This window comes from Ancylobacter sp. Lp-2 (genome assembly GCF_020523795.1).
GTDB lineage: Bacteria > Pseudomonadota > Alphaproteobacteria > Rhizobiales > Xanthobacteraceae > Ancylobacter.
Map to the genome: position 1 here is coordinate 509,514 of NZ_JAJALI010000001.1, position 24,904 is coordinate 534,417.

General features: G+C 69.8%; 23 protein-coding genes. 13 read left to right on the plus strand and 10 right to left on the minus strand.

Going from position 1 to position 24,904, the window contains the following annotated elements; translation table 11 throughout:
* Positions 1–14: 14 nt before the first annotated feature.
* From LGR54_RS02425 to LGR54_RS02450, 6 genes are all read left to right on the plus strand, one after another.
* Complete coding sequence (locus tag LGR54_RS02425; RefSeq protein WP_230360375.1) at positions 15–1,559, plus strand: FAD-linked oxidase C-terminal domain-containing protein; 1,545 nt, start codon at positions 15–17, stop codon at positions 1,557–1,559.
* 15 nt (positions 1,560–1,574) lie between these two features.
* Positions 1,575–2,990, plus strand: coding sequence for an 8-oxoguanine deaminase (locus LGR54_RS02430; protein WP_230360376.1), 1,416 nt, complete (start codon positions 1,575–1,577; stop codon positions 2,988–2,990).
* A 24-nt stretch (positions 2,991–3,014) separates the two neighbouring features.
* Positions 3,015–4,256, plus strand: a complete 1,242-nt coding sequence (locus LGR54_RS02435) for an FAD-binding protein (RefSeq protein WP_230360377.1) — start codon at positions 3,015–3,017, stop codon at positions 4,254–4,256.
* Between the two features lie 5 nt (positions 4,257–4,261).
* Entirely contained in the window at positions 4,262–5,581 is a 1,320-nt protein-coding gene (gene glcF, locus LGR54_RS02440) for a glycolate oxidase subunit GlcF (RefSeq protein ID WP_230360378.1), read from the plus strand.
* Positions 5,582–5,605: 24 nt separating this feature from the next.
* Positions 5,606–5,974: an antibiotic biosynthesis monooxygenase gene (locus LGR54_RS02445; protein WP_230360379.1), complete on the plus strand. Its 369-nt coding sequence runs from the start codon at positions 5,606–5,608 to the stop codon at positions 5,972–5,974.
* 275 nt (positions 5,975–6,249) lie between these two features.
* The gene (locus LGR54_RS02450; protein ID WP_230360380.1) at positions 6,250–7,266 is read left to right on the plus strand and encodes an asparaginase; all 1,017 of its coding nucleotides are present in this window, start codon (positions 6,250–6,252) and stop codon (positions 7,264–7,266) included.
* On the opposite strand, the gene LGR54_RS02455 is transcribed toward LGR54_RS02450, so the two are convergent.
* The 9 genes from LGR54_RS02455 to rimP form a co-directional block, all read right to left on the minus strand.
* Positions 7,193–7,759, minus strand: coding sequence for a hypothetical protein (locus tag LGR54_RS02455; RefSeq protein WP_230360381.1), 567 nt, complete (start codon positions 7,757–7,759; stop codon positions 7,193–7,195). The two genes, LGR54_RS02450 and LGR54_RS02455, sit on opposite strands and share 74 nt — an antisense overlap.
* A gap of 128 nt (positions 7,760–7,887) precedes the next feature.
* Positions 7,888–10,041, minus strand: a complete 2,154-nt coding sequence (gene pnp, locus LGR54_RS02460) for a polyribonucleotide nucleotidyltransferase (protein ID WP_230360382.1) — start codon at positions 10,039–10,041, stop codon at positions 7,888–7,890.
* A 330-nt stretch (positions 10,042–10,371) separates the two neighbouring features.
* Positions 10,372–10,641: a 30S ribosomal protein S15 gene (gene rpsO / locus LGR54_RS02465; RefSeq protein ID WP_214007837.1), complete on the minus strand. Its 270-nt coding sequence runs from the start codon at positions 10,639–10,641 to the stop codon at positions 10,372–10,374.
* A gap of 238 nt (positions 10,642–10,879) precedes the next feature.
* Positions 10,880–11,944: a tRNA pseudouridine(55) synthase TruB gene (gene truB / locus LGR54_RS02470; protein WP_230360383.1), complete on the minus strand. Its 1,065-nt coding sequence runs from the start codon at positions 11,942–11,944 to the stop codon at positions 10,880–10,882.
* Entirely contained in the window at positions 11,941–12,378 is a 438-nt protein-coding gene (gene rbfA, locus LGR54_RS02475; protein WP_230360384.1) for a 30S ribosome-binding factor RbfA, read from the minus strand. The genes truB and rbfA overlap by 4 nt, the downstream gene beginning before the upstream one ends.
* 151 nt (positions 12,379–12,529) lie before the next feature.
* Positions 12,530–15,400, minus strand: coding sequence for a translation initiation factor IF-2 (infB, locus tag LGR54_RS02480; RefSeq protein ID WP_230360385.1), 2,871 nt, complete (start codon positions 15,398–15,400; stop codon positions 12,530–12,532).
* A gap of 65 nt (positions 15,401–15,465) precedes the next feature.
* Entirely contained in the window at positions 15,466–16,152 is a 687-nt protein-coding gene (locus LGR54_RS02485) for an RNA-binding protein (protein ID WP_230360386.1), read from the minus strand.
* A gap of 82 nt (positions 16,153–16,234) precedes the next feature.
* Positions 16,235–17,851 carry a transcription termination factor NusA gene (gene nusA, locus LGR54_RS02490; RefSeq protein ID WP_230360387.1) on the minus strand — a complete coding sequence of 539 codons (1,617 nt, stop codon included), beginning with the start codon at positions 17,849–17,851 and terminating at the stop codon, positions 16,235–16,237.
* On the minus strand, positions 17,851–18,696 hold the full coding sequence (gene rimP, locus LGR54_RS02495; protein ID WP_230360388.1) for a ribosome maturation factor RimP: 846 nt from the start codon (positions 18,694–18,696) through the stop codon (positions 17,851–17,853). Before rimP ends, nusA begins: the two co-directional genes overlap by 1 nt.
* A 234-nt stretch (positions 18,697–18,930) precedes the next feature.
* On the opposite strand from rimP, the gene LGR54_RS02500 reads away from it, so the two are divergent.
* Positions 18,931–19,836, plus strand: coding sequence for a 4-(cytidine 5'-diphospho)-2-C-methyl-D-erythritol kinase (locus LGR54_RS02500; protein ID WP_230360389.1), 906 nt, complete (start codon positions 18,931–18,933; stop codon positions 19,834–19,836).
* A 24-nt stretch (positions 19,837–19,860) separates the two neighbouring features.
* The gene (locus tag LGR54_RS02505; RefSeq protein WP_230360390.1) at positions 19,861–20,184 is read left to right on the plus strand and encodes a YnfA family protein; all 324 of its coding nucleotides are present in this window, start codon (positions 19,861–19,863) and stop codon (positions 20,182–20,184) included.
* A 29-nt stretch (positions 20,185–20,213) separates the two neighbouring features.
* Here the strand turns inward: LGR54_RS02505 and LGR54_RS02510 are convergent, their stop codons facing one another.
* Positions 20,214–21,224, minus strand: coding sequence for a polyprenyl synthetase family protein (locus LGR54_RS02510; RefSeq protein ID WP_230360391.1), 1,011 nt, complete (start codon positions 21,222–21,224; stop codon positions 20,214–20,216).
* Between the two features lie 162 nt (positions 21,225–21,386).
* On the opposite strand from LGR54_RS02510, the gene LGR54_RS02515 reads away from it, so the two are divergent.
* The 5 genes from LGR54_RS02515 (at position 21,387) to LGR54_RS02535 (ending at position 24,897) form a co-directional block, all read left to right on the plus strand.
* Positions 21,387–21,611: a DUF2007 domain-containing protein gene (locus LGR54_RS02515; RefSeq protein ID WP_214008168.1), complete on the plus strand. Its 225-nt coding sequence runs from the start codon at positions 21,387–21,389 to the stop codon at positions 21,609–21,611.
* The gene (locus tag LGR54_RS02520) at positions 21,608–22,387 is read left to right on the plus strand and encodes a tRNA1(Val) (adenine(37)-N6)-methyltransferase (RefSeq protein WP_230360392.1); all 780 of its coding nucleotides are present in this window, start codon (positions 21,608–21,610) and stop codon (positions 22,385–22,387) included. The genes LGR54_RS02515 and LGR54_RS02520 overlap by 4 nt, the downstream gene beginning before the upstream one ends.
* A gap of 91 nt (positions 22,388–22,478) precedes the next feature.
* Positions 22,479–23,369: a S49 family peptidase gene (locus LGR54_RS02525; protein ID WP_230360393.1), complete on the plus strand. Its 891-nt coding sequence runs from the start codon at positions 22,479–22,481 to the stop codon at positions 23,367–23,369.
* Between the two features lie 16 nt (positions 23,370–23,385).
* Entirely contained in the window at positions 23,386–23,577 is a 192-nt protein-coding gene (locus LGR54_RS02530) for a hypothetical protein (RefSeq protein ID WP_230360394.1), read from the plus strand.
* Between the two features lie 117 nt (positions 23,578–23,694).
* Positions 23,695–24,897: an efflux RND transporter periplasmic adaptor subunit gene (locus tag LGR54_RS02535; RefSeq protein ID WP_230360395.1), complete on the plus strand. Its 1,203-nt coding sequence runs from the start codon at positions 23,695–23,697 to the stop codon at positions 24,895–24,897.
* Positions 24,898–24,904 lie beyond the last annotated feature (7 nt).

Below are 24,904 nucleotides of genomic sequence, written 5' to 3' on the forward strand. Positions count from 1 at the left end.
ACGGGAGGATCGCCATGTCCCAGCCAGAGGGATCGGCCGCGCATGCGGCGGGTGATGTCGAGTATCACGCGCTGGTCATGCCCGAGCCCAAGCGCGACGTGCTGGCGCGGCGGGCGGCGATCATCGCCGATCTGCGCGCTATCGTGCCGGGCGAAGGGGTGATCGACACCGAGATCGAGATGCGCCCCTATGAGAGCGACGGTCTCACCGCCTACAAGCAGCTGCCGCTTGCCGTGGTGCTGCCTTCCAATACCACGCAGGTGTCGAAGGTGCTGGCCTATTGCCACGCCAACGGCGTGCGGGTGGTGCCGCGCGGGGCGGGCACCTCGCTGTCGGGCGGCGCGCTGCCGCTGGAGGACGCGATCCTGCTCGGCATGGGCAAGTTCAACGCCATCCTCGACATCGACTTCGACAACCGCACCGTGACCGCCCAGCCGGGCGTGACCAATCTCGGCATCACCAATGCGGTTGTTCATAACGGCTTCTACTACGCGCCCGACCCCTCCTCGCAGATCGCCTGCACCATTGGCGGCAATGTCGCGGAGAATTCCGGCGGCGTGCACTGCCTGAAATACGGCCTCACCACCAACAACGTCATGGGCGTCGAGATGGTACTGATCACCGGCGAGGTGATCCGGCTGGGCGGCCAGTACCTCGATTCCGGTGGGCTCGACTTGCTCGGGCTGATCGTCGGCTCGGAGGGGTTGCTCGGCGTCGTCACCGAAGTGACGGTGCGCATCCTCAAGAAGCCGGAGACCGCCCGGGCGGTGCTGGTCGGCTTTCCCTCCTCGGAAGCGGCCGGCGAATGCGTCGCCTCCATCATTGCCGCCGGCATCATCCCCGGCGGCATGGAGATGATGGACAAGCTCGCCATCGAGGCGGCCGAGGCCTTCGTGAAGGTCGGCTACCCGCTCGACGTCGAGGCGCTGCTGATCGTCGAGCTGGACGGGCCGGAAGCCGAGGTGAACCACCTGATCGGCCGGGTGTCCGAGATCGCCTCCGGGCTCGGCTGCATGACGCTGCGCGCCTCCACCAGCGAGGAGGAGCGCATGGCGTTCTGGGCCGGCCGCAAGGCGGCCTTCCCCGCGGTGGGGCGCATCTCGCCGGATTATTACTGCATGGACGGCACCATCCCGAGGAAGGCGCTGCCGCGCGTGCTGTCCGGCATGATCGACATGTCGGCGAAATACGGGCTGGCCTGCGCCAACGTGTTCCATGCCGGCGACGGCAATCTGCACCCGCTGATCCTCTACGACGCCAACAAGCCGGGCGAGTTGGAGCGCGCCGAGGCGTTCGGCCGCGACATCCTGCTGCTCTGCGTCGAGGTGGGCGGCGTGCTCACCGGCGAGCACGGCGTCGGCGTCGAGAAGCGCGACCTGATGCCGTCGATGTTCGACGAGACCGACCTCGCGCACCAGCAGCGGCTGAAATGCGCCTTCGACGCCGACGGGCTGCTCAACCCCGGCAAGATGTTCCCGCAGCTGCACCGCTGCGCCGAGTTGGGGCGCATGCATATCAGCCGGGGGCAGGTGCCGTTCCCCGACATCCCGCGGTTCTGAGCGAGGACCGGGAACGTGGCGACGCTGCTCGCGAGGAATGCCGACATCCTCGTCACCATGGACGGGGCGCGCCGGGAGATTCCCGGCGGCGGCGTTTTCGCGCGCGACGGCATGATCGAGGCGGTGGGGCCGTCCGAGACCCTGCCGGCCACCGCCGACCGGGTGATCGACCTTTCCGGCCATGTGGTGCTGCCCGGGCTGGTCAATTGCCACCACCATCTCGACCAGACGCTGACCCGCAACCTGCCGGCGGCGCAGAACACCAATCTGTTCCGCTGGCTGAAGGCGCATTACCGCATCTGGGGCGCCCGCACGCCGGAGGCCTCGCGCACCGCGACGTTGGTCGGTCTCGCCGAGCTCGCTCTGTCCGGCTGCACCACCGCCTTCGACCACGCCTATGTGTTCCGCAATGGCTGCCGGGTCGACGACCAGATCTTTGCGGCCCGCGAGATCGGCCTGCGCTTCATGGTCTCGCGCGGCTCGATGTCGCTCGGCGAGAGCCGTGGCGGCCTGCCGCCCGACAGCTGCGTCGAGCGCGAGGACGACATCCTCGCCGATAGCGAGCGGGTGATCGGCGCCTATCACGACGCCACGCCGGGTTCGATGCTGCAGATCGCGCTGGCCCCCTGCTCGCCCTTCTCGGTGTCGCCGGAGTTGATGCGCGACAGCGCGGCGCTGGCCCGCCGCCACGGCGTGCGCCTGCACACTCACCTCGCCGAGACCATTGACGAGGAGCGCTACACGCTGGAGCGCTTCGGCAAGCGGCCGGTCGCCTATATGGAGGAGCTCGGCTGGCTGGGGCCGGATGTCTGGTTCGCCCATGCGGTGCATGTGAACGACCACGAGATCGGCTGCTTCGCCGGCGCCGGGGTCGGGGTGTGCCACTGCCCCTCCTCCAATATGCGGCTCGCCTCCGGCATCGCGCCGGCGATGGCCTATGGCCGCGCCGGGGTGAAGGTCGGCCTCGGCGTCGACGGCTCGGCCTCCAACGATTCCAACCACATGCTCGGCGAGGCGCGCCAGGCGATGCTGCTGGCGCGGCTGCAGATCAGCCTGCGCCCGCCGGAAGGGCCGGACACCACACTGTCCACCTCCGATCCCTCGCGCGACCAGGAGTGGATGACCGCCCGGCGGGCGCTGGAGCTGGCGACGCTCGGTGGTGCCGCCGTGCTGGGGCGCGACGACATCGGCGCGCTGGCGCCCGGCAAATGCGCCGATTTCACCGCCTTCCGCCTCGACGACCTCGCCTTTGCCGGCGGGCTGTCCGATCCCGTCGCCGCCTGCCTGTTCACCGGCCCGCACCGCGCCAGCTGGACGGTCGTGCAGGGTAGGCCGGTGGTGGAGCGTGGCGCGGTCGTCACCATCGACCTGCCGGCAGTGATCGCCGAGCACAACCGACATGCGGCGCGCCTTGCCGCCCTCCCGTTCTGAAGACCGCCCGCGAGTGAGCCGACCATGACCCCGCCGACCACCGCCGACCGCCTCCGAGCCCGCGATGAAGCCGACGTCGTCGAGACCGTCCGCTGGGCTGTTTCCGAAGGCCGAACCCTCGATGTCGCCGGCTCGGGCTCCAAGCAGGCGCTCGGCCGCCACATTCAGACCGACGCCACGCTCGATCTCTCCGCGCTCACCGGGGTGAGCCTCTACGAGCCGGCCGAGCTGGTTCTGAGCGCCAAGGCCGGCACCCGGGTGGCCGAGATCGAGGCGTTGCTGGTGGCCTCCAACCAGATGATGGCGTTCGAGCCGATGGATTACGGCCCGCTGCTCGGCCGTCCGCGCGGCGAGGGCACGCTGGGCGGGCTGATGGCGACCAATCTCGCCGGCCCCCGCCGCCCCAGCGCCGGCGCCGCCCGCGACCACGCGCTCGGCCTGCGCGCGGTGTCGGGGCGCGGCGAAGCGTTCAAGGCCGGCGGCCGGGTGGTGAAGAACGTCACCGGCTACGATCTGCCGCGCGGCCTGTCTGGCTCCTATGGCACGCTCGCCGCCTTCACCGAGCTGACCATCAAGGTGCTGCCGCGCCCGGAGACGCTGGAGACGCTGCTGATCTACGGCCTCGACGACGCCACGGCGGCGAAGGCGATGAGTGCGGCGGTCGGCTCCTATTACGACGTCTCCGGCGCCGCGCATGTGCCGTTCGGCGTCACCGGGCACATTCCCGCCCTGGCGCTCGCCGGCAGCTCGGTGACGGCGCTGCGGCTGGAGGGCGTGCCGCCCTCGATCCGCCATCGCCGCGAGAAACTCGAAGCGCTGCTCGCCGGCTTCGGCACGCTGGGGCGGCTGGAGGCCGAGAGTTCCGCCAAGCTGTGGCAGGCGCTGCGCGACGTCGAGCCGTTCGCCGGCGACCATGCGCGGGCGGTCTGGCGGGTCTCGACCGCCCCGATGAAGGCCTCCGCCATCGGCGCCGCCGTCGCCGAGGCGGGCGGCGCCTGCTTCTACGACTGGGCCGGCGGGCTGATCTGGATCGAGATGCCCGACGCCGATCCGCGCGCCGAGCTGGTGCGCGGCGTGCTCGCCGCTGTCGGCGGGCCGCAATCGGGCGGGCATGCGACGCTGATCCGCGCCGATGCCGCCACCCGCGCGGCACTGGAGGTGTTCCAGCCGCTCGACCCCGTCACCGGCGCGCTGGTGAAGCGGATGAAGGACGGTTTCGATCCGAGCCGGGTGCTGAGCCCCGGCCGCATGTATGCGGGAGTGTGAGGACCATGCAGACCCATTTCTCGCTCGCCCAGCTCGCCGATCCGCAGGTCGCACGCTCCGAACAGATCCTGCGCGCGTGCGTGCATTGCGGCTTCTGCACCGCCACCTGCCCGACCTACGCGCTGCTCGGCGACGAGCTCGATTCACCGCGCGGGCGCATCTACCTGATCAAGGACATGCTGGAGAACGACCGGCCGGCCACCGCCGAGGTCGCCAAGCACGTCGATCGTTGCCTGTCCTGCCTGTCCTGCATGACCACCTGCCCGTCCGGGGTGCACTACATGCACCTCGTCGACCATGCGCGCGACCATATCGAGAAGACCTATAAGCGCCCCTTCCTCGACCGCACGCTGCGCGCGGTGCTGGCCAAGGTGCTGCCGAGCCGCTCGCTGTTCCGCCTGTCGCTCGCCGGCGCCATGCTGGCGCGGCCCTTCGCCGGGATGATCGGCCAGGTGCCCGGCCTCGCCCCGGTGGCCGCCATGCTGAAGCTGGCGCCGGCCCGCCCGTCGACCCGCTCGGCCAGCGAGAATGTGCGCCAGTTCCCGGCGCTGGGCGCCCGCCGCGCCCGCGTCGCGCTGCTCGATGGCTGCGCCCAGCCGGTGCTGCGGCCGGAGATCGACGAGGCGGCGATCCGCCTGCTCACCCGCATGGGGGTGGAAGTGGTGCGGCCGAAGGGCGGTGGCTGCTGCGGCTCGCTCACCCATCACATGGGCAAGGAGGAGCCGGCGCTCGCCAATGCCCGCGCCAATGTCGACGCCTGGTGGCGGGAGATCAGCGGCGAGGGGCTCGACGCCATCATCATCACGACGTCCGGCTGCGGCACGACGATCAAGGATTACGGCCACATGCTGCGCCTCGAGCCGGCCTATGCCGAGAAGGCGGCCAAGGTCTCGGCACTGGCGAAGGATGTCAGCGAGTTCCTCGTCGAGCGCGAGCTGCCGGTGCCGGTTATCGAGGCGGGGATGCGCGTCGCCTACCATTCCGCCTGCTCGCTGCAGCACGGGCAGAAGGTGAAGACGGCGCCGAAGGAATTGCTGGCCCGCGCCGGTTTCACCGTGCTGGAGCCGGCGGAAGGGCATCTGTGCTGCGGCTCGGCCGGCACCTACAACATCCTCCAGCCGGAGATCGCCGGCAAGCTGCGCGACCGCAAGGTGGCGAATATCGAGCGCACCCAGCCGCAGGTGATTGCCGCCGGCAATATTGGCTGCCTGACCCAGATCGGCGGCGGCACCGCCATTCCGACCGTGCACACGGTCGAGCTGCTCGACTGGGCGACCGGCGGGCCCAATCCGTTGCCGGAGCCGTTCGCCGTAGCAGCGGAATGAGCCGGCGGCTCCAGGGAGACCGACATGATCGCCGTTATTTTCGAGGTCTGGCCGGCGGAAGGTGAGCGCGAGCACTATCTCGAACTCGCCGCCGCGCTGAAGGCCGATCTTCAAGGCCGCGACGGCTTCGTCTCGGTGGAGCGCTTCGAGAGCCTCACCGAGCCCGGTAAGCTGCTGTCGCTGTCGATCTGGCGCGACGAGGAGGCGGTGCGCGCCTGGCGCTGCCTGCCCTCGCATCGCGTCGCGCAGGGTAAGGGCCGCGGCAAGGAGGGGCGCGGCGGCGTGTTCCGCGACTACCGGCTGCGGGTGGCCGCCATCCTGCGCGACTATGGCATGGAGGCGCGGGACGAGGCGCCGGACGACAGCCGCGCCGTGCATCCGCCGGCCTTGTAGGCCGGCCCGGTAGTCCCTGTTCCCGCCCGAACTCGGCGACTGCCGCGTTCGGTTCCGTAAGTTCCGGCCGAGGGCGAAGCCGGAAACATCCGGCTTCGCCGGGAGGTGGCCGCGAGGCGAGGCGGGGCAAGGTGATCGCGGAGCGTCGGGGACCCCTCATTCCATCCCCCTTCCCATCGGGGAGCGGAGGCCCGGCCGGCGATCCGGGACGCGGATCAAGCGACAAGGTTGCGGGTAGCGACTATAGAGAAGCGTCCCCTGCCGCCGGATCGACCATGCCCGAGACCTCCCGCCGTCCCCACCTGCTCGCCCTGTCTCTGGGCGGCACCATCACCATGACCGCCTCCGCCGCCGGCGGCATCGCGCCGACGCTGGGCGCCGCCGATCTGGTGGCGGCGGTGCCGGCGCTGGCCGAGATCGCCGAGATCGAGGCGCGCTCGCCGTTCCGGGTCGGCAGTTCCTCGCTGACGCTGGCCAACATTGCCGAGGTCGCCGCCGAGATCCGTGCCGCCTTCGCCGATGGTGTCGACGGCGCGCTGGTGATCCAGGGTACCGACACCATCGAGGAGACCGCCTTCGCGCTCGACCTCATGGTGCGCGACGACCGGCCGGTGGTGGTGATCGGCGCCATGCGCGGGCCGCAGCAGCCCGGCGCCGACGGGCCGGCCAATCTGCTGGCCGGCGCCATCGTCGCCGCGAGCCCGGAGGCGCGCGGCCTCGGCACGCTGGTGGTGCTGAACGACGAGATCCATGCCGCCCGCTATGTCCGCAAGGGGCACAGCGCGCTCACCTCCGCCTTCGTCTCCGACAATGGCGGTCCGCTCGGGCTGGTGGTGGAGGGGCGGGCGCGGCTCTTCTCCCGCGTCGGGCCGCTGGACCTCCCCGATCTACTGCCGGCGAGAGGTGCCACAGCCGATATCGACCTGCCGCCGGTGGCTCTGGTCAAGATCGGTATGGGCGATGACGGGCGGCTGCTGCCGGCCCTGCCCGGCCTCGGCTATCGCGGCGCGGTGATCGAGGGTGCCGGCGCCGGCCATGTCCCCGGCGTGATGGCCGAGGCGGTCGGCGCGCTGGCGGGGGAGATGCCGGTGGTGCTGGCGAGCCGGACGCTCGGTGGTCCGGTGTTCGAGTGCACCTATGGCTATCCCGGCTCGGAGATCGACCTCATCGCGCGGGGCGTTCTTCCAGCGGGGCTGCTCTCGGCGCTGAAGGCGCGGCTCACGCTGGTGCTGGCGCTGAAGGCGGGGTTCCCGCGCGAGGCGGTCGCAGGGGTTTTCGCGGCGTTCCGATAGGTGGCGTCAGGCCGGGTGCTTCCATGGCTTGTAGAAGGGGCCATAGCTGAAGAGCAGGGGGGCCGAGCTTCAGAGCGCGCTGCTCGCCGAGATACAGCATCAATGGGCGCCGGCTCGGTGGGTCGTAGGTCAACCGGCATAGGCTGCCGGTGGGATCGAGCTTGGTGTCCGCCCACATCAGTTCGATGTCGAGCTGGCCGGGTTCGTGTTCGATCTTATAGCCGCCGATGCGCCAGCGCCGGTCGGTACCGATCTCGACGGATTTCTCTTCCTTCTCCTTTATCGAACTCTGGCCGACGCCGGCGGCATAGCCGCTTTGGGTGGTGCTGCCGTTCCAGGCGCTCTTGAACTGGAATGGCGAGGATTTCAGCGTGATCGGCACCCGCGCGATCAGTTCGGCGGCCGTGGCGGTGTCGAAGCTGTCGCCGTCCTCGACGAGGCCGTCGAGAAGGGCATGAATCACCCGCGGGTCGTCGACGTCGATTCTGGCCATCGGCAATCTCCCGCGTGCCAACAGTCTGTCTTCGCGTCAGGGTTGTCAACGGGTGCGGCGGTCCTGCTCAAACGAAACGGGGCGCCCGAAGGCGCCCCGCTCATAAACTCCAAGGCGTGCGGCCGAGATCACTCGGCGGCGCCGGCCTCGCTGTCGTCGGCCTTCTTGGCCTCGAGGTCCTCGCCGGTGGCCTGGTCGACGACCTTCATCGACAGGCGGGTCTTGCCGCGCTCGTCGAAGCCGAGCAGCTTCACCTTCACCTTGTCGCCTTCCTTGACGACGTCGGAGGGCTTCGCCACCCGCTCCTTGGCGAGCTGCGAGACGTGCACCAGGCCGTCCTTGGCGCCGAAGAAGTTCACGAAGGCGCCGAAATCGACCACCTTCACCACGGTGCCTTCGTAGATCTGGCCGATCTCCGGCTCGGAGGCGATCGACTTGATCCAGTTCAGCGCCGCCTTGATCGACTCGCCGGACGCCGAGGCGACCTTCACGGTGCCGTCGTCCTCGATGTTGATCTTGGCGCCGGTCTTCTCGACGATCTCGCGGATCACCTTGCCGCCCGAGCCGATCACTTCACGGATCTTGTCGACCGGGATCTGGATCACCTCGATGCGCGGGGCATGCTCGCCGAGCTCGGCGCGGGCGCCGGTCAGCGCCTTGGCCATCTCGCCGAGAATGTGCGCACGGCCACCCTTCGCCTGCTCGAGGGCGACCTTCATGATCTCCTCGGTGATGCCGGCGATCTTGATGTCCATCTGCAGGGCGGTGACGCCCTTGTCGGTGCCGGCCACCTTGAAGTCCATGTCGCCGAGGTGATCCTCGTCGCCGAGGATGTCGGAGAGCACGGCGAACTTCTCACCCTCGAGGATGAGGCCCATGGCGATGCCCGCCACCGGACGGCGCAGCGGCACGCCGGCGTCCATCAGGGCCAGCGAGGTGCCGCAGACGGTCGCCATCGAGGACGAGCCGTTGGATTCGAGGATCTCGGACACCGCGCGCAGCGTGTAGGGGAACTCGTGCGCGGGCGGCAGGATCGGGCGAATGGCGCGCCAGGCGAGCTTGCCATGGCCGATTTCGCGACGGCCGGGCGAACCCATGCGGCCGGTCTCGCCGACCGAGAAGGGGGGGAAGTTGTAGTGCAGCAGGAAGCGCTCCTTGTAGGTGCCTTCCAGGCTGTCGATGAACTGCTCGTCCTCGCCGGTGCCCAGCGTCGCAACGACCAGCGCCTGCGTCTCGCCGCGGGTGAACAGCGCCGAGCCGTGGGTGCGCGGCAGGACGCCGACTTCGGAGACGATCTGACGGACGGTCTTGGTGTCGCGGCCGTCGATGCGCACGCCTTCGTCGAGGATGGTCCAGCGGACGATCTTCGCCTCGAGCTCCTTCAGCACTTCGCCGAGGGTCTGGGCGTCCGGCACGTCCTTGCCTTCGGCGGCGAGGGCGGCATAGTGCGCCTTGGCCTTGGCCTTGGCAGCGCCGACCGCGTCATAGCGGTCCTGCTTGCGGGCGATCTTGTAGGCGTCGCGCAGATCGGCCTCGATCAGGCCGCGCAGCTCGGCTTCCAGCGCCGAATGGTCGGGAGCGGCGAAGTCGCGCGGCTCCTTGGCGGCCTTCTCGGCGAGGCGGATGATCGCGTCGATCACCGGCTGGAAGTGGCGGTGACCGAACATCACCGAGCCGAGCATGACCTCTTCGGACAGCTCCTTGGCTTCGGATTCGACCATCAGCACGGCGTCGGCGGTGCCGGCGACCACGAGGTCGAGCGCCGAATCCTTCAGCTCGTCGACCGAGGGGTTCAGCACATATTCATTGTCGATGAAGCCGACGCGGGCGGCACCGACCGGGCCCATGAAGGGCACGCCGGAGAGGGTGAGCGCGGCGGAGGCGGCGACCAGCGACACGATGTCGGGATCGTTCTCGAGATCGTGCGACAGCACGGTGATCACGATCTGGGTGTCGTTCTTGTACCCGTCGGGGAACAGCGGGCGGATCGGGCGGTCGATCAGGCGGGAGACCAGAGTCTCCTTCTCGCTCGGACGGCCTTCGCGCTTGAAGTAGCCACCGGGAATACGACCGGCCGCATAGGCCTTTTCCTGGTAGTTGACGGTGAGCGGGAAGAAGTCCTGGCCGGGCTTGGGCGCCTTGGCGGAGACCACGGTGGCGAGCACGGTGGTGTCGCCGTATTTCGCGAGCACGGCGCCGTCGGCCTGACGCGCCATCTTGCCGGTCTCGAGGGAGAGCGTGCGCCCGCCCCAGTCGAGTTCCTCGCGGTGAATGTCGAACATGTCTGTCTCTGGCTTTCCGAAGAGGGGCCATGGGCAAGACGGCGGGAGGCTGCGTGGGTGCCGGGACCCGTTCCTGTCGGGGAAGTCGCAGGACTTCCGCGGAACCGGGCTCCGGCCACCGGGCGGGGCCCGGCCGTATCAGCCTCCGGCGATCCTGCCATGGCCGCCGCTTCTGTCGGACGCGGCGAGCCCCATGCCCGCCGCTTTTGCGTTCTCCGGAACCTGTTCCTCAGGCTCCAGTCTTTGTGAGGCGGCGCTGCGGATCATCCGCAGGCACCACCCTGATAGCGCACGAGGCCCGCACCGCATGGTGCGAGCCTCGGCGAAACATCAGCGGCGGATGCCGAGCCGCTGGATCAGCGACTTGTAGCGGGCTTCCTCGGTCTTCTTCAGATAGTCGAGGAGGCCACGGCGCGCGGACACCATCTTGAGCAGGCCGCGACGGGAATGATTGTCCTTCGCGTGGCCCTTGAAGTGGCCGGTGAGGTTGGTGATGCGCTCGGTGAGGATCGCAACCTGCACTTCCGCCGAACCGGTATCACCCGGCTTGGTGGCATATTCAGCGATGAGCGCCTGCTTGCGCTCCGGCGTGATCGACATCGGGTATCCTTTCCGGTTTTCGGTAATCGATGAGGCGGACCGCTTGCTGCGGGGCCGCCGTCTTCGCGGATCGGCCGGGCCGGGATGTCGTCCAGCGCGGTCGAAAAGCGAAAGGTTCGCGCGGACCGCTAGGTCCGCAACGCGGGCGCACCATACACGAAAACGCCCGTGTGGCTAGTGCCCGGTCCGAGCGGACCAAGCGGCCGGGGACCGGCATCCTCGGAAGGACGCCGGTCGTTCAGTTGCCGCCGCCGGGGTGGAAGATGCGCCGGGGGAAGATCTCCGCGCCCTCGGCGTCGCCGAGCGCCACCAGCCGGCCGCCGGCGGTGATGGCGACCGGGCCTTCGAGGATCGGTGCGTCGCGGCCGCGTAGGATGATCGACTGGCCGCGCGCGAGGCGCGCCGCATCCGCCGGGCTCACCCGCAGCGAGGGCAGGCTGTCGAGGCCGATCTCCACCGGGCGCAGCGCGGCGAAGGGCGGGGTCTCGCCATTATCCGCATGCATGGCGCGCAAGGCGTCGAGCGGGATCAGCTCCTCCTCGGCGAAGGTGCCGACCACGCTGCGGCGCAGGGCGGTGATGTGGCCGTGCGTGCCGAGCCGACGGCCGAAATCGCGGGCGAGCGAGCGCACATAGGTGCCCTTGCCGCATTCCGCCTCGAACACCGCGTGATCGGCATCCGGCATGTCGACGAGGTCGAGCCGGTGGATGATCACGGTGCGGGCGGCGAGCTCGACGGCGATGCCATCGCGCGCCAGGTCATAGGCGCGCTCGCCATTGATCTTCAGCGCCGAGAAGGCGGGCGGCACCTGCTCGATTTCGCCGCGGAACGCCGGCAGGATGGCGAGGATGGCGTCGCGGTCCGGGCGGACCTCCGACTGCGCGACGGCCTGGCCCTCGCTGTCGTCGGTGTCGGTCTCGATGCCCCAGCGCACCGTGAAGCGGTAGATCTTGCGACTGTCCATCACGAAGGGCACGGTCTTGGTCGCCTCGCCGAGCGCGATCGGCAGGCAGCCGGAGGCGAGCGGGTCGAGCGTGCCGGCATGGCCGGCCTTCTTGGCCTGGAACAGCCATTTCACCGCGCCGACCGCCTGGGTGGAGGTCATGCCGACCGGCTTGTCCAGCAGCACCCAGCCGTCGATGTCGCGCTTCGGCCGCCGGGCCGGACGCTCGCGGCGGTCGCCTTTCGGCCCGCGCGGGCGGGCGTCGGCGGGGGCCGCGGCCGGGGCGGCGTTGGTCTCGTCGATGATGGCGTCGTCGATGAGGGCCTCGGCGGTGGCGGCCTCGATCATGGGGGCGGTCATGCCTGATCGTCCTTGTTGTTCTCGTTGTCGTCCTGGTCGTCGTGATGGTCGAGATCGCGCGCCACGTCGGGCGAGCGCAGCAGCGCGTCGATGCGCGAGCCTTCCTCAAAGGAGGTGTCGATGCGGAAGCGCAGCTCCGGCACGTATTTCAGCTCCACCCGGCGGGCGATCTCGCCACGCAACGGCTTGGCATTGGTCGCCAGCGCGTCGATGGCCGCCTTGGTGTCCTTGCCGCCGAGCGGCATGACGAAGCAGGTGGCGATCTTCAGGTCCGGGCTCATCCGCACCTCGGGCACGGTGATCAGCACCTTCGACAAGGCCGGATCGGGCAGGTCACCGCGCGACAGAATGTCGGACAGGGCATGGCGCACCAGTTCGCCGACGCGCAGCTGGCGCTGGCTCGGGCCGGTGCCCGAGCTCGCTTTGGTCTTCATGGCGTTCAACATTCCTCAACGCCCGCACCGGTGACGCCGGAAAGCGGGACGGCTTCGACCGGAGCCGACGGATTCGGACCGTCCGGCTCCCGCGGTAATTCTCAGGCGGCCGGGCGGCGAACCGTCCGGCCGTCGTGCCCTGCGGCAGGGGTCACAGCGTGCGCTGGACCACCTCGACGCGGTAGCATTCGATGACGTCGCCGGCGCGCATGTCCTGGTAGTTCTCGAAGGACATGCCGCATTCCTGGCCGGACTGCACCACGTTGACCGCATCCTTGTAGCGGTTGAGCGTGGCGAGCTTGCCTTCGTGGATGACGACGCTGTCGCGGATGAGGCGGACATGCTGGCCGCGCTCGACGATGCCGTCGGTGACCAGGCAGCCGGCGACCTTGCCCACCTTGGAGACCGCGAAGATCTCCTTGATGAGGGCGTTGCCGAGCATGGTCTCGCGGTTGATCGGGGCGAGCAGGCCGCCCATCGCCGCCTTCACGTCATCCACCAGGTCGTAGATGATGTTGTACTGGCGGATCTCGATGCCAGCACGGTCGGCCGCCTCGCGGGCTTCCTTGTTGGCGCGCACGTTGAAGGCGATGATCACCGCATTGGCGGTCTCGGCCAGCGTCACGTCGCTCTCGTTCACGCCGCCGGCGCCGGAGTGGATGATGCGGGCCTGCACCTCGTCGGTGCCGAGCTTCTCCAGCGAGGTGACGATCGCTTCCACCGAACCCGAGACGTCGCCCTTGATGATCAGCGGGAATTCCTTGCGGCCCGCCGTCTTCGCCTGGCTCATCATCTGTTCCAGCGAGCCGCGGACGGTAGCGGAACGCGCCGCCGCCTTCTCGCGCTTCTGGTTCTTGCGGTAGTCGGTGATCTCGCGGGCGCGGGCTTCGCTCTCGACCACCGCGAGGCGGTCGCCCGCCTCCGGGGTACCGTTGAAGCCGAGCACCTCGACCGGCATGGACGGACCGGCCTCGCCGAGCTGTGCGCCCTTGTCGGAGATCAGCGCGCGCACGCGGCCCATCTCGGCGCCGGCGACGACGATGTCGCCGACATGCAGGGTGCCGCGCTGCACCAGCACGGTGGCGACCGGGCCGCGACCACGGTCGAGCTTCGCCTCGATGACGGTGCCTTCGGCCTCACGGTCGGGGTTCGCCTTGAGGTCGAGCACTTCCGCCTGCAGGCTGATCAGCTCGAGCAGCTTGTCGAGATTGGTGTGGGCCTTGGCCGACACTTCCACTTCGAGCGTCTCGCCGCCCAGGCTTTCCACCTGGATCTCGTATTGCAGCAACTCGCTGCGCACGCGCTCCGGCTTGGCGTCCGGCTTGTCGATCTTGTTGATCGCCACGATCAGCGGCACGCCGGCGGCGCGCGCGTGACTGATGGCTTCCACCGTCTGCGGCATGACGCCGTCATCGGCCGCCACCACCAGCACCACGATGTCCGTCACCTTGGCGCCGCGGGCACGCATGGCGGTGAACGCCGCGTGGCCGGGCGTGTCGATGAAGGTGATCTTGCCGCCGAGCGGCGAGGTCACCTGATAGGCGCCGATGTGCTGGGTGATGCCGCCGGCCTCGCCGGACACGACATTGGCCGAGCGCAGGGCGTCGAGCAGCGAGGTCTTGCCGTGGTCGACATGGCCCATGATGGTGACGACCGGCGGACGCGGCAGCAGGTTCTCCGGCGCGTCCGGCGTGTCGAACAGTCCTTCCTCGACGTCCGACTCCGCGACGCGGCGCACGGTGTGGCCGAGTTCCTCGGCGATCAGCTGGGCGGTGTCGGCGTCGATCACATCGGTGATCTTCACCATCTGGCCCTGCTTCATCAGCAGCCGGATGACGTCGACCGCGCGCTCGGCCATGCGGTTGGCGAGTTCCTGGATGGAAATCGTCTCCGGGACCGTGACCTCGCGGGAGATCTTTTCCTTGGTCTCGACATGCCGGTGGCCGCTCATGCGCTGGGTGCGGCGACGGAAGGCCGCGACCGAACGCTGGCGCTCCTCGTCGCCGGACTGCGCCGTCACCAGGGTGAGGCGGCCGCGGTTCTTCTCGGCACCGGCGGCGGGACGCGCCGGCTTGGCGGGAACGACGGGACGCGCCGGGGCGCCGCCGGGACCACGACGGACGGGACGACGCTCGTCGTCTTCGGAATCCATCGCCGCATTGTTGCGCGGCGTGGCGACGCGCGGGGCGCCGGGAACGGCGGCCGGCGCCGAAGGTGCGGCAGCGGCGGGCGCGGCCGGGCGCGGCGCCGAGGCAGCGGCGGCCGGGGCCGCCTGGCTGGAGGCCTCCTCGCCGAAGCGCTTGCGCGCCTCCTGCTCGGACTTGCGCTTGGCCTCTTCCTCGAAGGCGCGACGCGCCTCTTCCTCGCGCTTGCGGGCCTCGGCGGCCTCGCGCTCGATCTTTTCGCGCGCCTCGCGCTCGGCGCGGCGGCGGGCTTCTTCCTCGGCGCGCTTGCGATCCTCGACCTCGCGCAGGCGCGCGTCCTGGAGGGCGGCGGCGCGGGCGCGGGCCTCCTCCTCGGTCAGCGAACGCAGCACCACGCCACCGGGGCGGCTGCCGGTGGGAGCCGGACGCGGTCCGGAATAGTTGGAGCCGGGCGAGGGCTGGGTACGGCCCTGCATGGGCGGGCGCTGCGGCTGCTGCGACGTGCCGGCGGGACGGGCGCCCTGCTGCGGCGCCGATGCCGGGCGCGCAGCCTGAGGAGCCGGTGCGGGACGCGCGGCCTGGGGCGCCGGTGCGGGGCGCGGTGCCGACGGCGCGGGAGCGGCCGGAGCGGTCGTGACGGCGGGAGCCGCGGCAACGGGAGCGGCGGCGGCGGCCGGAGCGGAAGGCGCGGACGGAGCCTCGGGCTTCTCGCCCGGACCGATCACGCGCCGCTTCACCTTCTCGACCACCACGGACTTGGAGCGCCCATGGCTGAAGCTCTGGCGAACGACGCCCTGCTCGACAGGCCTCTTGAGCGTCAGGGTCTTGCCCTGGCCAACGCCCATCGTCTTCTCGCCGGGGTTCTTCGTATCGGTCATTCGGTATCCGTTCCTGAGCATCACCGCCCCTTGCGGGATGCCTCAAATCTGTGCGCCAGCTTCGCTTATCCAGCGCGCCAGCTCTCGAGCCTTCTTACCCGCGCAAGAAACCCTGCGCTTGTCGGATGGGCGAGCAGCGCAGCATGTACCACATTTGCCCTGCCCAACGCCAAGTCCAATTGCACGCCTGACAAAGAGTTAACGAAGGCTATTTTCTTACCTTCGGCCTCGCCGACGCGCCGGGCGAGAGCATCGAGTTTCGCGACCCCGTCGCGCGCCGCGTCACTGGCGTGGACGAGAATGGCGGCGCCGCCCTGGAGCGCCTCCGCCACCTTGGTCGTGCCCGTCACCAGCCGCCCCGCCTTGTTGGCGAAGCTGAGGGCGCTGAACACATCCTTCTCCAGCAGGGCGTCGACCAGGTCGGCAAGACCCGGATCGACGCGGCCCTTGCCGCGAAAGGCGCGGCCGAAGGCCTTCTTCTTCACCGCCAGCGCCAGCTCGGAGCGGGTGGCCCCGACCCAGGCGCCGCGCCCGGGAAGCTTGGCGGCGAGGTCGGGCACCACCTGCCCGTCCGGCGCCACCACGAAACGCAGCATCTCGTCGACCGGCCGCACGGTGCGGCTGGCCAGGCAGAGGCGCGACAGCTCCCGGCGGGCGGCGGCGGGACCGGCATCGGTCTCCTCCGCTCCGCCGACGGGCAGATCGTCGGTGGGGAGATCGTGCCTCCCGTCCTGGTCGCCCGCCTGCTGCATCGCTACGCGACACTCCACTCGCCGCCGGACCGGTATGAGGCCAGAGCCGTTGCCGTCACCGGGACGCCGACGGCTCCAGGTCTCACGCCGCGTCGCCGGCGTCCTCCTCGGTCACCTCTTCGGCCGCCTCGCTCGCACCGGCGAGCTCCTCGGCCGAAATCCAGCCCGCCTTCACGCGGGCCTGCATGATCAGCGCCTCGGCGTCCTCGCGGGAGATCTGGAAGCCTTCCAGCGCGCCGGCGATGCGAATGGTCTCGCCGTCCTTGCGCTCGGTCCAGCCCACGAGATCGTCGGTGGCGCAGCCGGCAAGATCCTCGACGGACTTGATGTCGTTCTCGCCGAACGCCACCAGCATCGGCGAGGTCACGCCCGGCACCTCGCGCAGATCGTCCTCGACACCGAGCGCACGGCGGCGCTCGTCGAAGGCGGCTTCCACCTCGGCGAGGTGGCCCTGCGCGCGGTTCTGCAGCTCCTGCGCGGTGTCTTCGTCGAAGCCCTCGATGCTCGCGAGCTCGGCGATCGGCACATAGGCAAGCTCTTCCACGGAGGCGAAGCCTTCCGAGGCCAGCAGCTGGCCCATCATCTCGTCGAGGTCGAGCGCCTCGGCGAAGATCTTCGAACGCTCGGCGAATTCCTTCTGGCGCCGCTCGCTCTCTTCCGCCTCGGTCATGATGTCGATGTCCCAGCCGGTCAGCTGGGAGGCAAGGCGGACATTCTGGCCGCGGCGGCCAATGGCCAGGCTTAGTTGGGCATCTGGGACCACGACTTCAATACGTTCGCGGTCTTCGTCGAGCACGACCTTGACCACTTCCGCCGGCGCCAGCGCGTTGACGATGAAGGTGGCAACGTCGTTCGACCACGGGATGATGTCGATCTTCTCGCCCTGCAGCTCGTTGACCACGGCCTGCACGCGCGAGCCGCGCATGCCAACGCAGGCGCCGACGGGGTCGACCGAGGAATCGCGCGAGGTGACGGCGATCTTGGCGCGCGAGCCGGGGTCGCGGGCGACCGCCTTGATCTCGACGATGCTGTCATAGATCTCCGGCACTTCCTGCGCGAACAGCTTCGCCATGAACTGCGGATGGGTGCGGGACAGGAAGATCTGCGGGCCGCGCGGTTCGCGGCGCACGTCGTAGACATAGGCGCGGATGCGGTCGCCGACCTTGAAGATTTCGCGCGGCAGCAGCTCGTCGCGGCGCAGCGAGGCTTCGCCGCGGCCGAGATCGACGACGACATTGCCGTACTCGACGCGCTTGACCGCGCCGTTGACGATCTCGCCGATACGGTCCTTGAACTCTTCATACTGACGGTCGCGCTCGGCCTCGCGCACCTTCTGCACGATCACCTGCTTGGCCGACTGCGCGGCAATCCGGCCGAAATCGAAGGGCGGCAGCGTGTCGGCGATGGAATCGCCCACCTGCGCCGCCGGATTGAGGCGGCGGGCGCCGACGAGGTCGATCTCGACGGCGGAATTCTCAACCTGATCCACCACGAGCAGGTGACGGGCGAGGCGCAGTTCGCCCGTGCGGGGGTTGATTTCCGCGTGGATGTCGGTCTCCGCGCCGTAGCGGGAGCGCGCCGCCTTGGCGATGGCGTCTTCCATGGCGGCGATGACGATGTGCCGGTCGATCGACTTCTCGCGTGCGACCGCATCGGCGATCTGCAGAAGCTCGAGGCGGTTGGCGCTGACGACAGCCATCAGTGCGTCTCCTTCGCGGGGGATTTGCGTTTTGCGTTGGATTTCTTGGCGGGTTTGGCGGCGCCCTTCGGCTTGTAGGCCGGCTTGGCCTTCGGCGTGGCGCGCACCGGCATCTTCTTGGCCGGAAGAATGCGGGCGATGGCCTCGCCGCCTTCCGCCTCGCCGTCTTCCACCTCGTCGGCATCGTCCTCGAACGAAGCGTCGCCGAGATCGGCGGTATCGATATCGTCCTCGTCGATCCCCGCGCCCTCGCGCAGCGCCTTGTCGCGGCGCAAGGCGTCGCGGATCAGCGCGTCGGTCATGACGAGGCGCGCCTCGCCGATATCGGCGATGAGCAGCTCATAGGTGTCGGGCGCGCCGGCCGGGGCGTCGGGCAGGCGGATGACCACCGCCCCGTTCTTCTGGCCCAGCAGCAGGCCGCGGAACCGCTTGCGGCCGTCGAACGGCACGGCGAGCTCCACCTTGGCCTCGTGGCCGGCCCAGCGGTCGAAGTCGCTGGCGCGCACCAACGGCCGGTCGATGCCGGGCGAGGACATTTCGAGATTGTAGGCGCCGGAGATCGGATCCTCGACGTCGAGCACCGGCGAGATCGCGCGGCTCGCCGCCTCGCATTCCTCGATGCCGAACGAGCCGTCCGGCCGCTCGGCCATGATTTGCAGCGTCATCGCGTCGCCGCCGGAGATCTTGACCCGCACCAGCCGGAAGCCGAGGCCTTCCAGCACCGGCGCGACGATCCCTGCCACCCGCGCGGCGGGGCCGGTCTCGGTGACGAGGCGCGGCTCATCCAGCCGGGTTTCGAAAACCGGCGCGGCAACCTTGTCGGACTTGATGTCGTTCTCGCTCATCGTCCTCGCCGGACCCGTGATGGTCCGCAATGCAAAAAGAGCGGGTCCCGGCGGTGGAACCCACTCTCAACCGACCGTCAGGCCATCTGAGATAAGTGAATGGCCGTCATATACAGCTAAAACCACCTGCGGCGCAAGCCGCCGCCTCGGCGGAGCGATTTGCGGCCGATGTCGCGCCGCCGCTTGCCGGCCGTCGCGCCGCCGCTCATAAGCAAGGCTATGCCCGATCCGAATATGCCGACCGCAGCCATCGCGCGGCTTCCTTCCTCGCCGTTCCGCCACCGGCTGAGCGAGCGGGCGCCGGCGAAGATCAACCTGTCGCTCGCGGTGCTCGGCCGCCGGGCCGACGGTTATCACGAATTGTCGAGCCTGGTCGCCTTTGCCGGCGCAGGCGACCGGCTGACCTACGAGCCCGAGGGCGCACCCGGCCTCGATCTCGTCGGTCCGGGTGCGACGACGCTCGCGGTCGAGCCCGATAATCTGGTGCTGAAGGCCGCGCGGGAGCTGGCCACGCGAGTCACGGGACTGAGGATCGGCCGCTTCGCGCTCGACAAGCGGCTGCCGGTCGCCTCCGGCATTGGCGGCGGCTCGGCGGATGCGGCGGCGGCGCTGCGGCTGCTTGCCCGCGCGAACGGGTTGACGCCGGACGATCCTCGCCTCTACGCGGCGGCGCTCGCCACCGGTTCCGACGTGCCGGTCTGCCTCTCCGGCCGCTCCAGCTGGATGGGCGGGCGTGGCGAGACGCTCTCCCCCGTCGCCCTGCCGCGTTTCGGCCTGGTGCTGGTCAATCCGCGCCTTCCGGTGGCGACGGCGGCGGTGTTTCGCGCCCTCGGCCTTGCGCCGGGAGAGATGCGCCAGCCGCCGCAGCAGCCCCAGGACTTTTCGACGCGCGCGGAGGCGCTCGCTTTCCTCGCCGACGCGCCGAACGATCTCGAGCCGCCGGCCCGCGCGCTCGAACCCTCGCTCGGCGAGGTGGCCGAGGTGCTCGCGGGGACGCCGGAGGTGCGCCTCGTGCGCATGTCCGGCTCGGGAGCGACGTTTTTCGGGCTCTATGACGATTGCCGCGCCGCCGCGCGGGCGGCGAAGGCCGTCATCGCCGCGCGGCCGGACTGGTGGGTGAAGTCGACGGTGCTCGGCTGAGGATGTCGAGCTGACGGGGGCGGAATGACGACGGCCTTGATCTACGCGCTGGCAGCGCTCGCCGAAATCGCCGGCTGCTTCGCCTTCTGGGCGGTGGTGCGCTCGGGCGCCCATCCGCTGTGGCTGGCGCCGGGCGTGCTGAGCCTGATCGCCTTCGGGGCGCTGCTGACCAAGGTCGACGCGGAGCACGCCGGGCGTGCCTTCGCCGCCTATGGCGGCGTCTACATCGTCGCGTCGCTGGCCTGGCTATGGGCGGTCGAAGGCTTTCGTCCCGACCGCTGGGACGTGGTCGGCGGCACGGTCTGCCTCGCCGGCGCGGCGATCATCCTTTACGCGCCGCGTGGCTGAAGGCCGGATCGCCTTTCAGTGAGCCCCCGTTAGCGAGCTCTGGCGACGCAGAACTCCACCACGTCGATCAGCGCCTGCTTGGCCGGGCCGTCGCGGAACAGGCCGAGCGCATCCTTGGCGATGGCGCCGTAGTGGCGGGCGCGCTCCACCGTGTCGGCGAGCGCATTGTGGCGGGACAGCAGCTCGATCGCCCGTTCGAGGTCGCCCTCGCCGATCTCGCCATCCTGCAGGCAGCGGGTCCAGAACGCCCGCTCCTCCTCGTTGCCGCGTCGGAAGGCGAGCACGATGGGCAGGGTGATCTTGCCCTCGCGGAAATCGTCGCCGACATTCTTGCCGAGCTTGGCGCGCTGCCCGCCATAGTCGAGCGCGTCGTCGATCAGCTGGAAGGCGATGCCGAGATTCATGCCGTAGCTGCGGCACGCGGCCTGCTCGGCCTTGGAGAGCTTGCCGAGCACCGGGCCGACCTCGCAGGCGGCGGCGAACAGCTCCGCCGTCTTGCCGCGGATGACGCCGAGATACTCGTCCTCGCTGGTGGCGGTGTTCTTGGCGGCGGCGAGCTGCGCCACCTCGCCTTCGGCGATCAGCACTGCGGCGGTGGAGAGAATGTCGAGGCAGCGTAGGTCGCCAACCTCGATCATCATGCGGAAGGCCTGGCCGAGCAGGAAGTCGCCGACCAGCACGCTCGCCTCATTGCCCCACAGCATGCGGGCCGCGAGCTTGCCGCGGCGCATCTCGCTGTCATCGACTACGTCGTCATGCAGCAGCGTCGCGGTGTGCATGAACTCGACCGAGGCGGCGAGCTTCACATGCCCGTCGCCCTGATAGCCGGCAAGCGCGGCGGTGGCCACGGTGAGCATCGGCCGCAGCCGCTTGCCACCGGAGGAGATGAGATGCGTCGCCACTTCCGGGATCATGGTGACGTCGGAACCGGTGCGCGACAGGATCAGCGTATTCACGCGCTCCATATCGTCGCGGACGAGAGAGATGATGGTCTCGAGCGACGGTTCGGCAACGGGATCGAAGGGAACGACGACAGCCACAGTCATTTTCCGACAGGATGAAAAAACCGGCGCCACAATAAGGACAGGCCCCCCGATCGGGCAAGCCGTCCGCGGCAATGGCGGTTTTGCCCCGCTGCCGGCGGCAGTCACCGGATGCTGTGCCCCTCCCCAGCCGGGGGACGTCGTGCCATGATGGTGCCCATGCGGGAAATCATGCGTACCAACGATCCGGTCCTCATCTCCGCCGTCGAGGCGCTGCTGGCGGCGGAAGGCATCGGCCATCTGGTGCTCGACCGGCACATGAGCATTCTCGAAGGCTCGCTCGGGGTCATTCCCCGCCGCCTGCTGGTGGAGGACGACGCGGCGAATCGCGCCCGCCGCCTTTTGGTCGCCGCCGGACTCGGGCGCGAGCTGGTGCCGGAATGAGCGGGGACGCGCCGGCCCCCGAGGTGTTGCCGCTCACCGACGACGCGCTGCTCGGCGGGCGACTGCAACTGCTCCAGCCCGCGCGCGGTCATCGCGCGGGCCATGACGCGCTGCTGCTCGCCGCCAGCGTGCCGGCCACCGCCCATCATGTGGTGGATCTCGGCGCCGGCGTCGGCGCGGCGGGCCTTGCCGTCGCGCTGCGGCTGCCCGGTGCGCGGCTGCATCTCATCGAACTCGACCCGGCGACTGCCGAGCTGGCCCGCCGCAATGCCGAGCGCCAGCAACCCGACGTCTCGGCGCGTGTGTCGGTGGTGGAAGCCGACATCGCGGCGCTCGCCCGACCGGGCGGGCCGGCTACACCAGGTCCTCGTGCCGCCGATGCGGTGCTGATGAACCCGCCCTTCAACGATCCGGCCCGCCACCGGATCTCGCCGAGCGACCGGCGGGCGCTGGCTCATATGGCGCCCGACCGAGCTCTGGACGACTGGGTGAGGGCGGCGGAGCGGCTGCTGGTCCCAGGCGGCCGTCTCGTCCTCATCCACCGGCCGGAAGCGCTCGACACCATCCTCGCGACGCTGTCCGGCCGTTTCGGTGCCGTGACGATCCGCCCGGTGCATGGGCGGCCGGAAGCGCCGGCGATCCGGGTGCTGGTCGGGGCGGTAAAGGGGCGCCGCACCCCGCCGGCGCTGCTGCCCGGGCTGCTGCTCGCCGATGAGGAGGGCCGGCCGACGCCGCAGGCCGAGGCGGTGCTGCGGGACGGAGCGGGTCTCGCCTGAGGTGGCCGGCTCGAACCGGCTCGCCGGAGCGTTATCGCCCGCGCCGGCATAGCCGCTTGAGCCTTTTGGCGCCTGGCCCTATGTCTTGCGCATGGCAAACGCGTCCCTGTTCACTTCGTTGCGCCGGCACATGGCGCCCATCCTGCCGGCTTCGCTGCGCGACGACGCGGCCATCGTGCCGGTGGTTCGCCTGACCGGCACCATCGGCGTCGGCTCGCCGCTGCGCCCCGCCCTCACCCTCGCCGGGGTGGCGAAGAGCCTCGACAAGGCCTTTGCCGTGAAGGGCGCCAAGGCGGTGGCGCTGGTCATCAATTCGCCGGGCGGCGCGCCGGCGCAGTCGCACCTCATCTACAAGCGCATCCGTGACCTCGCCTCGGAAAAGCAGCTGCCGGTCATCGCTTTCGTCGAGGATGTGGCGGCCTCGGGCGGCTATATGCTGGCCTGCGCCGCCGACGAGATCGTCGCCGATCCGTTCTCGATCCTCGGCTCGATCGGGGTGGTGAGCGCCGGATTCGGCTTCGACAAGGCGCTGGAGAAGCTCGGCATCGACCGCCGCGTCTACACGGCCGGCGAGCGCAAGGTGATGCTCGACCCCTTCCAGCCGGAGAAGGAGGAGGATGTCGAGCGGCTCAAGGGCCTGCAGAAGGAAATCCACGCCGTGTTCGCCGGCCTGGTGCGGGCGCGGCGCGGCGATGTGCTGGCGGCCGACGAGGCGACGCTGTTCTCCGGCGAGTTCTGGTCGGCGGAACAGGCACAGGAATTCGGCCTCGTCGATTCGATCGGTGACCTCCGCTCGTTTCTGCGCGCCCGTTACGGCGACAAGGTCGCCACGCCGCTCATCCAGTCCGGCGGCGGGCTGTTCAGCCGGCGCATCCCCGGGGTCGGCGCGACGGCTCCGGCTTCCGCGATCGGTGCCGGCTTCGCCGACGAAATGGTCCATGCCGCTGAGGCAAGGGCGCTGTGGGGCCGCTTCGGCCTGTAACCGAGGGAACCCGTTCATGCCCCCCTTCCTGATCGTCGCCCTGGGCGCCCTCGGCGCCGCTGCCCTGGTGAAGAAGCTGGCGCAGGAGTCGCGCCGGGTGAATGCCGAGCTCGACGAGGCCCGTCGCGACGAGGTGGCGGCGCGCTCGCCGGCCGCTAAGCTGAAGAGGGATCCCGATACCGGCGAGTATCGGCCGCAGGACCGCTGACGGCGCCGGCGCGACCCAAGGGAAGCAAACGGCTTCGACATTACCGCGAATTCATTTTGCGGGTTCCGGCTTCCGGTCTATCCCCTTGGGAAGGCAGGGGAAGAGACGGGACCGACGATGCTTCAGCGCTCCGGTACGGAAGTGGGTGAGACGCGCGCCGTGCCGCGTCGCCGGCGGCGTTGGCCATGGCTGGCGCTGGTGGTCGTGCTCGCCGCCGGTGGTGCGGGCTATGCCTATTTCGTGCGCGAGCGCGCCGTCGAGGCGCCGGCCTATCAGACCAGTCGGGTCGAACTCGGCGACATCGAGACCGTGGTCACCGCTATCGCCAAGCTGCAGCCGAAAAACTATGTCGATGTTGGCACCCAGGTGTCCGGCCAGCTGCGCACCATCCATCCCGATGTCGGCGCGCTGGTGAAGAAGGGCGACCTGCTCGCCGAGATCGATCCCACCGTCTACCAGACCCGCGTCGCCGGCGACCGCGCCAGCCTCGACAATCTGCGCGCCCAGCTCGCCCAGGCCGAGGCGCAGCTCACCCTCGACCGGCTGCGTGACGAGCGGGCGCGGCAATTGCTCGCCAACCAGTCCGGCAGCAAGGATGCCGCCGACGCGGCGCAGGCGACGGCGCGGATCAGCGAGGCCAAGATCGACGCGCTCAAGGCGCAGATCGCCCAGACCCAGGCGACGCTCGAGGGCGACCTTGCCAATCTCGGCTACACCAAGATCTACGCGCCGATGGACGGCACGGTGGTGTCGATCACCGCCCGCGAGGGCTCGACGCTGAACGCCAATCAGAGCGCGCCCATCGTGCTGCGCATCGCCGACCTCCAGACCATGACGGTGACGGCGCAGGTCGCCGAGGGCGACATTCCGCGCATCCAGATCGGCACGGCGGCCTATTTCTCCACCCTCGGCCTGCCGGACCGGCGCTGGGAGGGCACGGTGCGGCAGGTGGAGCCGACCCCGACCATCGTCAACGACGTCGTGCTCTACAACGTTCTGATCGACGTGCCCAATGACGACCTGATGCTGATGACCGACATGACGGCGCAGGTGTTCTTCCGCCTCGGCGAGGCCAAGGGCGTGCCGCTGGTGCCGACGGCGGCTATCCGGGCCGGCCGCGACGGCGAGAAGACCGTGCGCGTGCTCGCACGCGGCGGCGGCGTGGAAGAACGCAAGGTGACGACGGGGCTGTCGAACCGCTCGATGACGCAGATCCTCGACGGCCTGTCGGTCGGCGAGCGGGTGATCACCGGCAACCGCGCGCCGGGCGCTACCCCGGGGCAGGGCCGTCCGCCGGCGATGCCGCCGCGGCTCGGCTGAGGTGGCG